The 13,033-nt window shown below is 62.8% G+C and carries 9 protein-coding genes; 3 read left to right on the forward strand and 6 right to left on the reverse strand.

Annotated features, from left to right (window positions below; all coding sequences use genetic code 11):
* The first annotated feature begins 75 nt into the window (after positions 1–75).
* Positions 76–1,749, forward strand: a complete 1,674-nt coding sequence (gene ggt / locus ACSJLU_RS12305; RefSeq protein WP_043143523.1) for a gamma-glutamyltransferase — start codon at positions 76–78, stop codon at positions 1,747–1,749.
* Positions 1,750–1,955: 206 nt separating this feature from the next.
* Positions 1,956–4,250 (forward strand): FdhF/YdeP family oxidoreductase, encoded by a 2,295-nt coding sequence (locus ACSJLU_RS12310; RefSeq protein WP_025302890.1) that lies wholly within the window; start codon positions 1,956–1,958, stop codon positions 4,248–4,250.
* Positions 4,251–4,317: 67 nt separating this feature from the next.
* Here ACSJLU_RS12310 and ACSJLU_RS12315 read toward each other — a convergent pair whose 3' ends face one another.
* Together ACSJLU_RS12315 and ACSJLU_RS12320 are read right to left on the reverse strand one after the other, a co-directional pair.
* The gene (locus ACSJLU_RS12315; RefSeq protein WP_380827689.1) at positions 4,318–6,243 is read right to left on the reverse strand and encodes a DUF3857 domain-containing protein; all 1,926 of its coding nucleotides are present in this window, start codon (positions 6,241–6,243) and stop codon (positions 4,318–4,320) included.
* 123 nt (positions 6,244–6,366) lie between these two features.
* Entirely contained in the window at positions 6,367–6,936 is a 570-nt protein-coding gene (locus ACSJLU_RS12320; RefSeq protein ID WP_043143518.1) for a helix-turn-helix domain-containing protein, read from the reverse strand.
* Positions 6,937–7,065: 129 nt separating this feature from the next.
* Here ACSJLU_RS12320 and ACSJLU_RS12325 point away from each other — a divergent pair, with 129 nt between their 5' ends.
* The gene (locus ACSJLU_RS12325; RefSeq protein ID WP_025302893.1) at positions 7,066–7,962 is read left to right on the forward strand and encodes a DMT family transporter; all 897 of its coding nucleotides are present in this window, start codon (positions 7,066–7,068) and stop codon (positions 7,960–7,962) included.
* A gap of 209 nt (positions 7,963–8,171) precedes the next feature.
* Here ACSJLU_RS12325 and ACSJLU_RS12330 read toward each other — a convergent pair whose 3' ends face one another.
* The 4 genes from ACSJLU_RS12330 to ACSJLU_RS12345 all read right to left on the reverse strand — a co-directional run bounded on the left by ACSJLU_RS12330 (position 8,172) and on the right by ACSJLU_RS12345 (position 12,902).
* Positions 8,172–8,777: a nitroreductase family protein gene (locus ACSJLU_RS12330; protein WP_025302894.1), complete on the reverse strand. Its 606-nt coding sequence runs from the start codon at positions 8,775–8,777 to the stop codon at positions 8,172–8,174.
* Positions 8,778–8,846: 69 nt separating this feature from the next.
* The gene (locus ACSJLU_RS12335) at positions 8,847–10,145 is read right to left on the reverse strand and encodes a c-type cytochrome (RefSeq protein WP_043143515.1); all 1,299 of its coding nucleotides are present in this window, start codon (positions 10,143–10,145) and stop codon (positions 8,847–8,849) included.
* A 28-nt stretch (positions 10,146–10,173) separates the two neighbouring features.
* Complete coding sequence (locus ACSJLU_RS12340) at positions 10,174–12,432, reverse strand: xanthine dehydrogenase family protein molybdopterin-binding subunit (RefSeq protein ID WP_380827681.1); 2,259 nt, start codon at positions 12,430–12,432, stop codon at positions 10,174–10,176.
* Positions 12,429–12,902, reverse strand: a complete 474-nt coding sequence (locus tag ACSJLU_RS12345) for a (2Fe-2S)-binding protein (RefSeq protein WP_025302897.1) — start codon at positions 12,900–12,902, stop codon at positions 12,429–12,431. Before ACSJLU_RS12345 ends, ACSJLU_RS12340 begins: the two co-directional genes overlap by 4 nt.
* Between the last annotated feature and the right edge of the window lie 131 nt (positions 12,903–13,033).

Below are 13,033 nucleotides of genomic sequence, written 5' to 3' on the forward strand. Positions count from 1 at the left end.
AAACGCGCTAACCTGCTGTTTCAAAATAATTAGTTGAATTCACCTGATAACTGAACATCGCTAAAAGGATCTTCTATGTCTGCCGGTTTATTGAAAACGATAGCTCTGAGCGTGGCCCTTGCCTGCACCGTTCCCGCTGCCTTTGCCGCCGAACTGACCGCCGGCGCGGTCGCCGCCCCGGATCAGTATGGCGCCAAGGTCGCCGCGCACATTCTGCAGGCCGGCGGCAATGCGGTCGATGCGGCGGTCGCCACCGCCTTTACCCTGGCCGTTACCTACCCTGAAGCCGGCAATATCGGCGGCGGCGGCTTTATGACGCTGTACGTCGACGGCAAACCCTATTTCCTCGACTACCGCGAAGTGGCGCCCAAGGCCGCCGGCAAAACTATGTATCTGAACGAGAAAGGCGAAGTGATCGAGAATCTCAGCCTGGTGGGCAGCCGCGCCGCCGGCGTGCCGGGCACCGTGCTGGGATTGTGGGAAGCGCATAAACGCTTCGGCAAGTTGCCCTGGGCCGAGCTGCTGACGCCGGCGATCGGTTACGCCCGGCAAGGTTTCACCGTGGCGGATCAGCAGTATCAGTACCGCGAAGATGCCAACAAGCTGTTCGCCGGTAAAACCAACTTCGGCGACTATTTCGGCGCCATGAAGCCCGGCACGGTGTTCAAGCAGCCGGAGCTGGCCGCCACCCTTGAGCGCATCGCCAAATCGGGCGCCGACGATTTTTATCACGGCGAAACCGCTCGCCTGCTGGTGGCGCAAATGCAGCGCGATAACGGGCTGATCGGCGCGGCGGATTTGGCCGACTATCGGGTGAAATGGCGTGAACCGATGCGCATCAGCTGGCGCGGCAACACCGTGTATACCGCCCCGCTACCCAGCTCCGGCGGCATCGCGCTGGCGCAGCTGCTGGGGATCAAAGAAGATCGCGCCGCCGACTTCAAGGGCGTGCCGCTGAACTCGGCGCGCTACATCCACCTGCTGGCGGAAATCGAAAAACGCGTGTTCGCCGATCGCGCCGACTACCTCGGCGATCCGGACTTCACCCAGGTGCCGGAAGCGCAGCTGATCGCCCCCGACTACCTGAAAAAACGCGCCGCCGAGATCAACCCGACGGCGATCTCGCCGACCGAAAAGGTGCGGCCGGGGCTGGAAACCCACCAAACCACCCACTTCTCGATCGTCGATGCCGCCGGCAACGCGGTCAGCAACACCTATACGCTCAACTGGGACTTCGGCAGCGGCGTGGTGGTCAAAGGCGCCGGCTTCCTGCTTAACGACGAGATGGACGACTTCAGCGCCAAACCCGGCGTCGCCAACGCCTTCGGCGTGGTGGGCAGCGACGCCAACGCCATCGAGCCGGGCAAGCGCATGCTCTCCTCGATGAGCCCGACCATCATCACCCGCGACGGCGACGTCACCCTGGTGATCGGCACCCCGGGCGGTTCACGCATCTTCACCTCGATCTTCCAGGTGATCAACAACCTCTACGATTACCACCTGCCGCTGGCGCAGGCGGTGGCCGCCCAGCGCGTGCACCATCAGCTGTTGCCGAAGGACACCGTCTACTATGACAGCTTTGCGCCGCTGACCGGCAAACCGGCGGACGAGCTGAAGGCCATGGGTTACACCCTCGAAGACCAGGGCTGGAACATGGGGGATATTCAGGCTATCCGCATCGATGGCCGCACGCCGGAAACCGCATCAGATCCGCGCGGCCGCGGCGTCGGACTGGTGGTGAAAAAGTAACGCGCCGGCGGCCCGCTTCAGCCACGCCGGGCCGCCGTTCTCCCCGCACAGACTGACGTTGCTCCCTTTTTCACTCATCTATACTGAATCGACAGGCTCGCGTTTAACGGCGACGGCGCTTGCGTTCCATCTTGGACGATAAAAATAATATTTTCAGTAAATCAATCACCTGCATTTATCGTAAGCGATGTCGGAGGCAATCAACAATGGCGAAAAGACGAGCAGTACCCGGGGTGCATCCCTACGATGGGCCCGCCGGCGGTTGGGGCGCACTAAAAGCGACGGCCATCGCCGTGCGCACGCAGATGGACACCTTAGAAGCGCCGGTGACGCTGATGCGCACCAATCAACCCGACGGTTTTGATTGTCCGGGGTGCGCATGGCCGGATAAAGAACATCGATCTACCTTCCAGTTTTGTGAAAACGGCGCCAAAGCCGTGACCTGGGAAGCGACCAGCAAGCGCGTGACGCCCGAATTTCTGGCGCAGAACACCGTAACGTCGCTGCTGCAGAAAACCGATTACCAGTTGGAAGACTATGGCCGCCTGACAACCCCTCTGTGCTATGACGCCGGGACGGACACCTTGCGCCCGCTGGCCTGGGATGAGGCGTTTCAACGCATCGCCGCCGTTTTGCAAACGCTGCCGCCGGAGCAGGTGGAGTTTTATACCTCCGGCCGGGCGTCCAATGAGGCGGCCTATCTGTTCCAGCTGTTTGCGCGGGAGTTCGGCAGCAATAACTTCCCCGACTGTTCCAACATGTGCCATGAGCCGACCAGCGTTGGCTTGCCCCAGTCGATCGGCATCGGTAAAGGCACCGTGTCGCTGGACGACTTTGACAGCGCGGAGCTGATTATCTCCATCGGGCACAATCCGGGCACCAATCACCCGCGCATGATGGGCACGCTGCATGAACTGGCGCGTAAAAAGGTGCCGATTATCGTGTTTAACCCGCTGCGCGAGCGGGCGCTCGAGCGTTTCACCGATCCGCAAAACGTCATCGAAATGGCGACCTACAGTTCGACCCCTATCGCGTCCACCTACTATCAGGTCAAGGCCGGCGGCGACGCCGCAGCGCTCAAAGGCATCGCCAAAGCGCTGCTGCAGCTGGATGAAACACAAGGCAACGCCGTGGATCACGCCTTTATTGCCGAGCACACGCAAGGCTTTGCCGCTTTCGCCGCCGATCTGGCGGCCACCCATTGGGAGGCTATCGAAGCGGAGAGCGGCCTGGCGCGCCAGGACCTGGAACGGGTCGCCACCGCCTACGCAAAATCCAACGCCACCATCGTGACCTACGGCATGGGCATTACGCAGCACAATAAAGGGACGGCCAATGTGCGCCTGATCGCCGATCTGCTGCTGCTACGCGGCAACATCGGCAAACCGGGCGCCGGCATCTGCCCGCTGCGCGGCCACTCCAATGTGCAGGGCAACCGCACCGTCGGCATCACCGAAAAACCGTCGGCCGATTTTTTGGCAAAGCTGGAAACGGTGTTTGGCTTCACGCCGCCCAAAGCCCATGGTCACGATGCCGTGAAATGCATGCAGGCGATGATCGATGGTGCCTCGAAGGCGTTGATCTGCCTGGGCGGCAACTTCGCCGTAGCATTGCCGGACCCCGAGCAGAGCTTCCCGGCGATGAAAGCCCTGGAGTTAAGCGTGCATATCGGCACCAAACTCAACCGCAGCCATCTGTTGGTGGCAAAAGAAACCCTCATTCTGCCCTGCCTGGGCCGCACCGAACTGGACATGCAGGCCGGCGGGCGGCAATCGGTGACGGTGGAGGATTCGATGTCGATGGTGCATGCGTCATCCGGCAAATTAAAACCGGCGTCGGAACTGCTGCGTTCGGAACCCGCCATTGTGGCCGGCATGGCCAAAGCGGTGATGCCCGCCAGCAAGGTGCCCTGGGATGAACTGATCGAAGATTACGACGTGATCCGCGATTTGATCGAAAAAACCATTCCCGGCTTCGACGATTACAACGCGCGCATTCGTCAACCCGGCGGTTTCCGCATGCCGCTGCCGCCTACCGAGCGCCAGTGGCCGACGGCGACGGGCAAGGCGATGTTTTCCGTATTCAGCGGGCTGCATGAGGACGAGACAACGGCAGACAAAGACACGCTGCGGCTCATAACGCTGCGCAGCCACGATCAGTACAACACCACCATCTATGCTCTGGACGATCGCTACCGCGGGGTCTTCGGCCGGCGCGACGTGCTGTTCATGAATGACAGCGATCTGCAACGTTTGGGGCTGGAACATGGCGACGTGGTCGATCTGGAAACGGCGCTGCCCGGCAGCACCCAGCGCCTGGAAGGCATCACGGTGATCGCCTACAACATCTCAGCCGGTTCGGTCGGCGCCTACTACCCGGAGGCCAACGTGCTGGTGCCGCTGCATTACATCGATGAGGAGAGCGGCACGCCTTCGTATAAATCGGTGCCGATCCGCGTGAAGTTGAGATCCAAAGAGGTGCGCGCGGTTAAGATCGCTTAGTGGGAACGCTACGGCCCCCACTGGTATCTGAGTGGGGGCCATTTTTATCCGACTACGGGGCCGCGGCTTATTTGCCGTTGGCCAATTCGCCGTACACCACCTGGCCGCGGAAACCGCGCCGCACCTGCTGGAACAGCTCGCGGAACGCCGGGTAATCCTGCGCCTGGCACAGCGCTTCCTTGCCGCGAATGGCGTTCACCTGCAGGCGGTGATTGACGGTCACCTTCTGCCCGTCGCGCCGCCACGCCACGCGATAGTCGCCCGCCGCATTGCGGAACTGTCTGTCTTGCGGAATGGCAATGATCGGCACGTTGGCCGGCAGCTGCAGACGGTAGGTTTCGTCGTAGCGCTGCGCGCTGCAGTAGAACGGCGTTTCGTTGTCCGGTGCCGCCGTGGTGGTATACAGCGTGCGGAAAGATTTGCCACCGGGCGGATTAGGTAGCGTCATGCCGCCCACCACGCCGAAATCGACGTAGTCGTCCGCCTTGAAGCGGAAGCGGTAACCGAACTGTTTTTTGAGATCCAGCGGATCGCTGTTCATCGCCATTTCGCCGCTGCCGTCGATACCGGAGGCTGACATGATCGACGCTTCGGCCTGCGCCCGGTTCTGCCGGTTGATCTGCGAGAAATAGCCCCGCAGGTCAATTTCTTCCACTTCGCTCAGCCGACGCTCGGTTTGTCCGTGCAGATTGCCCGCTTTGTCAAACACGAAATCGACGCTCAGCGCGCTCTTGACCGGCTGCTCATCGCTGCCCGGCGTGCGCGCCAGCTTGGCGTCGCGCGTCAGCAGCACCGGCGCCCCCAGATCGCCTTGCGGCAGTTGCCCGAACCGCGCCCAGGGATTGGTGGAGTCCAGGTACAGTTTGAACTCCGGCACATAGGTGATGGCGTGATTAAAGCGGCTGAGCAGCGGCACTTTAGGCAGTAACGGGCCTTCATCCATACCGATCAGCACCGGTGAGCTTTCAATACCCTTGGCAGCGAGCAGCGCCTCCAGGATCACCACGTGGTCCTTACAGTCGCCGTAGTGGTTGTCGAGAATGCTCTGCGCCGAATTCGGCTCCAGCCCACCGTTGCCAAGATACACCGCCACGTAGCGAATGTTTTGCGCCACCCAGCGATAGAGGGCCTCCGCCTGCTCGCGCCGATCGCTGATGCCGGCGGTGATGTTGTCTGCCAGTGCCTGGATGCCCGGCGTCACCTTCGCCGCCGCACCGGCCTTCAGCTGATAGGCCTTGGCCAACTGCGGCCACTCGCGGTAGGTGCTCGCCATGATGGTCGGGCTGAAGGTCCAGCTGTCCGCTGCCCAGTTTTGTGATTTCATCGGCGCGCTGCGCGAATAATGCCAGCGCCAGTGCGCTTGGCCGTTGCGGATCTGCGGCTTGTCCCCGCCTTCCACGCCACGCGTGAAGATATGCATCGGCAGCTTGGCCGGTGCCTGCAGGGTCACTTCGGCGTCGTCGAACTGATCGAAAACGCTGAACGTCTCCCACAGGCCGAAATAGTCGGGGAAATACGGGGTGTTTTGCGTGCGGCGCAGCTCATACACCACCCGCGAGCCCGGCGCCAGGTTGGAGAACACGATGACGCGCACTTTGCGGTCGGCATACAGCGGGGCCGTGGCGCTGGAGTAACTCTCCTGGGTATAGATGCGATCGGGCGCCACGTCGTGCCGCTGGCCGTCGGCAGTCAGCGTGTAGGCGGCGACCACCTCCAGCGTTTCCATTTTTTCGCTGTAGCTCAGGCGGATCTGGCTGAATTTTTCGACCGCCGCCTTGGTCTTCAGCAGCACTTCGTAGCTTTCCGTCTTCACGTTGGTGGCGTTGGCGTTGACGCGGTAATCCGCGCGATAGCGCACGAAGCTGAAATCGTTGTTGGCCGTGTCGTTCTGGCCCTGATCCGCCGCGACGGGCGGTGTAGCGGCCAACACGGTGGCCGGGTGCGTTGCCGTCAAACCGGCGAATAACAGCAGGGAAGGAATAGCGATTTTCATCTTCGGTCCTTGAAGGGCAATAAACGGTGACGCCGGGCTACGCGCCTGCCCCGGCGTCAAAACAGGCGGGCACACTAATATAATTGAGAATCATTTTCAATAAACGGACCTTCAACGCCCGGGCTAACCCTGTTCTATCAACATCACGGCGGTGGTCTCCGGCTCCAGCGCTTCGAAAACGTGCTCGCGATCGGCGGAGTAGCTGATGTAATCGCCGGCGCTCAGCTCCAGCGGCTGCTCCGCCGGCCCGAGGCGCGCTCGCCCGCTGCTGATGATCACATGCTCGACGGTGCCGGGGGGATGTGGCCGGGAAAGTTTCGCCTCTCCGGGTTGCACCCGCAGCCGGTAAATGTCGCGCTGCGCGCCCGGCGGGCAGGTGGCCAGCAGCGTGGCGGCGTAGTTGCCCTGCTCCGACAGCGCCGGCGTTCCCTCATGGGCGCGGATCACTTGCACCGGCCTGCTGGGTTGCGAAATCAGTCGGCTGACCGGCACGTCCAGCGCCATCGCCAACGCCCACAGCGTTTCCAGGCTGGGATTACCGCTGCCGGCTTCGAGCTGCGACAGCGTGGACTTGGCGATGCCCGCGCGCTTCGCCAGCTCGGTCACCGACAGGTTCAATCGCTCACGCTCGCGGCGGATCGCCGCCGACAAGAGGCCGATCGGCGTAATGTTCTGCATCAGGTTATTGCTCATCGTTCGCTATATCATCCGCTTGTTCGACTTGACGAACAGCCGCATGCGTGTTCATCATAATGTCCAATTGTTCATTTTAATGATTAAGCGGCTTCACCACAAGTACGGTCAGGCAGCGAGGGCAACAACATGAAAACAAAGACGCGCGGCGCAGTGCAAATGATCCTCGCCATGACCATCTCAGGCACCGTCGGTTGGCCGGTACTCGTTTTAGGGCAGCCGCCCACAACGGTGGTGTTTTGGCGCTGCGCGTTCGGCGCGCTGGCCATGCTGGCGACCTGCGCCGCGCTTGGGCAGTTGAAACCCGGCGCAATCAACCGGCGGCAGCTGGCTGTCGCCATCCTCGGGGGTATCGCGCTGGTGCTCAACTGGACGCTATTGTTTGCCGCCTATCAGCATGCTTCGATCGCTGTCGCCACCGTGACCTACCATGTTCAGCCGTTTATGTTGGTGGCGCTGGGGGCGCTGCTGTTCGGCGAAAAACTGACGGCTAACCGGCTGGGCTGGCTTCTGCTGGCGTTCGCGGGGATGGTGTTGATCGTCGCCGGCCGGCAAAGCGGCGGCAGCGGCGATGACTACCTGCTCGGCGTGGTACTGGCGCTCGGTGCGGCCCTGATGTACGCCATTGCGGCGGCGATCGTCAAACGGCTGGCCGCGTTGCCGCCGCAGCTCATCGTGTTGATTCAACTGACCGTTGGCACGTTGGCACTGGCACCGTTCGCCGGCCTGGCCACGCCGCCTGCGGCCCCCATCGACTGGCTGCTGCTGGCAACCCTCGGCCTGGTGCATACCGGTTTGATGTCCACGTTGCTCTATGGCGCCATTCAGAAGATCCCCACGGCCCTGGTCGGCGCCCTGTCGTTCATCTACCCGGCGGTGGCGATCGTGGTGGACTGGGCAGTGTTCGGGCACCGTCTCAGCCTGCTGCAGTTGCTGGGCACGCTGGCCATTCTCGGCGCGGCAGCGGGCATGAACTTCGGCTGGCGATGGACGCTCGCCGCGCACCGGGCCGGTAAAATCGGTTAATCCCGCCCGACGGGCAAGCTATGCACAATAAGGCATTCGCCTTGTGTCCGGCGCGGTGCTATTTATTTAAACCGTGTAGGGTAGAAGGAGTTTTCTATGTGGCATCACCGCCTGCAACGGCGCATCCGTTTCAGCTACTGGAACGAACTGTGCGTCACCAAAAAATAAGGGAAGGCGCAAGCCTTCCCTTTTGTCATTCACCGCTCAGATCAGAAACGGTCGGTTTTCACCACGTCGTCGAACGGCAGTTTGCCGATGCGCGGATAAGGCTGCCCCGCCGCCTTGCCGATGGCGACCATCAGCGCGATCTGATAGTGCGCCGGCTTATTGATAATCTCACCCACCGCGTCGAAATCAAATCCGTCCATCGGGCAAGAGTCGTAGCCCTGCGCCTTGGCCGCCAGCATCAGCGTCTGGGCGAAGATGCCGCTGCTGCGCATCACTTCGTCGCGCTGCACCTGCGGCTTACCGCGATAATACTGATCGACGGCCGGGATCATGAACTGCTGTACCGGCTCCGCCGCCTCGGCCCAGACGTTTTTAACCTGTGACTCCCAGCTCGACAGATCGCCGCACAGCACGACCAGCATCGATGCGTCGGTCACCTGCGCCTGCCCCCACGCCGCTTCGCGAATTTTCTCGCGCTGCGCGCGATCTTCGATCAGCAGCGGGCGCCAGTGCTGCAGGTTAAACGCGCTGGGTGCGCCCTGCAGCGCAATGTTCAACAGCGCTTTTTTCTCTTCGAGCGTCATCACGTACTGCGTATCGAACTGCTTGGTGGCGCGGCGTTGGCGGATCGCGTCTAACGTATTCATTTTACTGCCTCTGTCCATGTGAAAAGGTCTATTGTCGTCACCGCGGCGCGGCTGTCCAGCCCCAGGCGGCTATTTCTGCGCGGTTTCGGCGCGCAAACGGCTGACCTGCGCCGCCAAGTCCGGCCACGGCGCCTGACCGGCGTAATGCTGCCGCAGGTAGTTGAGCAGAATGGCGATCTGCGCGTCATTCAGGTTATGGCGAAAACCCGGCATATAGCCCAGCTCGGCGTTCGCCGGCCGCTGTATGCCGTCCAGCACCACACGAATGGCGTTGTCCGGCGCATCGGCGAACAGGTTAGTGTTCAGCGCCAGAGACGGCCGCACCCCCGCCATCTGCGCGCCTTTTTCCTGCGCATGGCATGCCATGCAGGCGCCGGAAAACAGCCGTGCCCCTTCCGAACTCAGAGGCTCCACCTGCCGTTCCGCCTGAGCGTTTAACGTTGCCGCCGTAGCGCCCGCCGCCGTTTCAGGATGATAGCTGCGCAGATAGACGGCGATCGCCTGCAGATCGGCCTGCGGCAAGCGCGACAGCCCTTCTTCGATCACCGGCGCCATCGGGCCGGCGGCGACGCCGTGGTTGGCCGAGTAGCCGGTGCGCATGAAATCGACCAGATCCTGCTGCGTCCAGGCGAGCGGCGCGGGTGAGCGGCCGGTCAACGCCGGCGCCGTCCATCCCTCCGCCACGCCGCCGGCCAGGTGCTCGCCGCCGGTTTTCTCGCCGAACAGCACGTTGCGCGGCGAATGGCAGGCGCTGCAGTGCCCCAGCCCTTCGACCAGGTACGCGCCGCGGTTCCAGTCGGCGCTTTGGGCCGCCTGTTCCGGCATCGCGCCCGGCGTCAGGAACAGCAGGTTCCAGGCAAAGATGCCCTGGCGAATATTGAACGGAAAGTGCAAATCGGTGGCCGGTGGCCGGTATTTGACCGCCGGCTGTGACATCAGGTAGGCGTACAGCGCCTGCAGATCCTCGTCGCGGGTGCGGGTAAAGGCGGTATAGGGAAACGCCGGATAGAGATAGCGGCCCTGGCGATCGACGCCGTGGCGCATGGCGCGTTCGAACGCCGCGTAGCTCCAGCTGCCGATGCCGGTTTCCACGTCCGGCGTGATGTTGGTGGTGTAAATGGTGCCGAAGGGGATCTCCATCGCCAGCCCGCCGGTGTTGCGCTCACCACCCGCACGGGTGTGGCACACGGCGCAGTCGCCGAGGTCGGCCAGCGTTTTGCCGCGCGCGATCTGCGCCTCGCTGAAACGGTGGGTCGCATCGGCGGCGAGTGGCGCGATTTCCGGCTGCCAACTGGCGACCACGCCGGCCACCACAACGGCGATCACCGTGACGCCGCCCCACCCGACGATTTTTTTCATCTTACTCATCTTTGCTGTCCTTGTTCGTTACGGGGGATTAATGGCCGGCCTGGGCGCGCAGCGCGGCGAGCACCCGCGCCGGCGTAAACGGCACCTCGCGCAGACGCACGCCGAGCGCGTCAAACAGCGCGTTGCCGATCGCCGCCGCACTCGGTACCGAGGCAGACTCGCCGGCACCCATCGGCGCTTCGTCCGGGCGGTCAATCAGCTGGATATCGATCTGCGGCAATTCGTCGAAGCGCAGGATCGGATAGCCGCCCCAGTCCAATGACGTCACCCCCGTCTCGTTGAAGGTCACAAACTCTTTCAGTACCCGGCTGGCGGATTGGATAATGTTGCCGTGCACCTGATGGCGCACCCCGGCCGGGTTGATCATGCGCCCGCAGTCATGCGCCACGAAGATTTTATCGAGCGTGATCTGCCCGGAAAGGCGGTTGACGCTGAGATCGCACACCCAGGCCGCCCAGGCGGCGCCAAAGCCGGGGAATTTGCTGTGGAAGTAGCGGGCATAGGCGAATCCGCGGCCGCTCACCACTTCGGCGCCGGCGGCGTGCGAGCGGTGCGCCGGGCCGTCTTGCCAGTTGGCTTGCCGCTTCAGGGCCTCAATCAAGGCCACCGCGCGCGGATCGTTCAGGTAACGCAGGCGAAATGCGATCGGGTCCTCGTCGGCGTGCCAGGCCAGTTCGTCGATCCAGGACTCATGGGCGAACACGTTGGGCAGCGCCGAAACGCCGCGCATCCACGACGCCCGCACGATCGGCGCGGCGTCCTGACAAATCACCCGCATGTGCGGATACGCGTATTGCGGAATGGCGGTGCGATCGCCCATCTGTTGCACATCGGCCCGGTTGGCCACCTTGCCGGTCAACACCAGCGGCAAGGTCACCGCATTGTTGGAGGGATAGCTGGTTTTCAGTTCGTAGGCCGCCACCCGGTTTTGCGCGTCGAGGCCGCCGCGCACCCGGATCAGCTGGCCGGTGCCCTTCGGCTCCCAGCCGGATTCCTGTTCGCGCATCAGCTGCACCCGCACCAGGCGGCCGGTGGCCCGTGCCAACAGCGCCGCGTCCGCCGAGACGTCGTCGGCGCAGTTGCGGCCATAGCAGCCGGAGGCCTCCATGCGGGTGATGTGCACCTGCTCAGGCGGCAATTCCAGCAGCGTGGCGATGTCTTTGCGCAGATCGTGCGGGTTTTGCGTGCCGGACCACACCTGCGCCCGCCCGTCTTTAACCTCCGCCACCGCGCAGGAAGGGCCGATCGAGGCGTGCTGATGGTAGGGCCAGACATAGTCGGCCTGCACTTCGGTATGCAGCGCCGCCAGCGCGGCGTCCGTTCCCGCATCGTCGCGCAGGACGCGGTCGGTTTTCGGGTTGGCTTCCAGCGCGGCGGGCAGCGCTTCCGGCGACAGATCCGGCAACCCGGCCCAGGGTTTCCATTTGGTTTTCAGCTGGCGCATGGCGGCGATCGCCTGCTCCTCGCGCTCGGCCACGATGCCGATGAAATCGTTGATCACTACCAGTTTCACGATGCCCGGCAGGTGTGCGATCGAATTTTCATCCACCGACAGCAGGCCGCCGCCCAGCGGGGCGCTGCTGTCGGCGCCTACGTAAGGCGGGCGCACCACCCGGCCATGCAGCATGCCGGGCAAGCGCAGGTCGTGCACGTAGGTCAGCCCACCGCTCACTTTGGCCGGAATGTCGACCCGGGCAACGGCGCGGCCGACGTAGCGATTCTGGTGTTCGCTGTTCAACTGAACGTTTTTATCCAGCATCACGTGCAGATTCTGCCCACTCGCCAGCTGCGCATAGCTCAGTGAGCGCCCCGGTTTTTTGGTCACAAATACCTGCCCCGCCGCCGCCGTCAGCTGTTCGGCCGGCAGTTCGAAGGCTTTGGCCGCCAACGCCGTCAGCATGTGCCGCACCTGCGCCGCCGCCTGTCGCAGCGGCACCGACGTGACCTGAATGGTGGCGCTGGCGATGGTCGGCCCCTGATCCGGCGTGCGCTGCGTATCGCCAAGGATCATCGTGACGTGCTCGAACGGCACGCAAATTTCTTCGGCGACGATCTGCGCCAGCGCGGTGCGAATGCCGGTACCCAGATCGACGTGACCATTGAAGGCCGTTACCCGGCCGTCGGCGGTGAGGCTGATAAAGCTGTCCACCCGATCCAGCAGCAGATCGGCAGGCGCTACAACCGCCTCGGCGGCGAAGGCGTTAAACGGCGCGGGCAGCAGGCTGCTGACCATCACCACCCCGCCGGCCTGCAACAACTGGCGGCGAGTCAGTTCGAGGCGGCTCATGCTTGCCTCCGTGCTGCCAACAGATCGCGGGCGCGCTCGGCGGCGTGCAAGATCTCAAGGTGAGTGCCGCAGCGGCACAGGTTGTAGGCCAGCGCTTTCTTGATCGTTTGCTCGTCCGCCTCCGGCTCGCGTTCGAACAACGCGACCAGCGTCATGATCATGCCGTTGGTGCAGTAACCGCACTGCGCCGCCTGCTCATCGACAAACCCCTGCTGCACTGGATGCAGCGCGTCCGGTGTGCCCAAGCCTTCCAGGGTAGTGACGGATTTGCTTCCTACGGCGGACAGCGGCATTGAACAAGAGCGCGCGGCGACGCCGTCGATCAGCACCGTGCAGGCGCCGCATTCCCCCAGGCCGCAGCCGTATTTGGGGCCATTCAATTGCAGATCGTTGCGTAAAACGTACAGCAGCGGCGTGTCGGGCGCGAGATTGCCGAGTGGAACCACCCGGCCATTAACATTGATTTCCATGGTGAAACTATCCCTTAAACAAACGGATTTAATCCGTAACATCACTGCGAAGAACAATTGAGCAGCGTGCTAATAATTATCATCAAAAGACATGATGATGTTAAGGGAATGTAGCCGCCATGGCTTTAACG

The organism is Serratia bockelmannii (assembly GCF_051803255.1).
GTDB lineage: Bacteria > Pseudomonadota > Gammaproteobacteria > Enterobacterales > Enterobacteriaceae > Serratia > Serratia bockelmannii.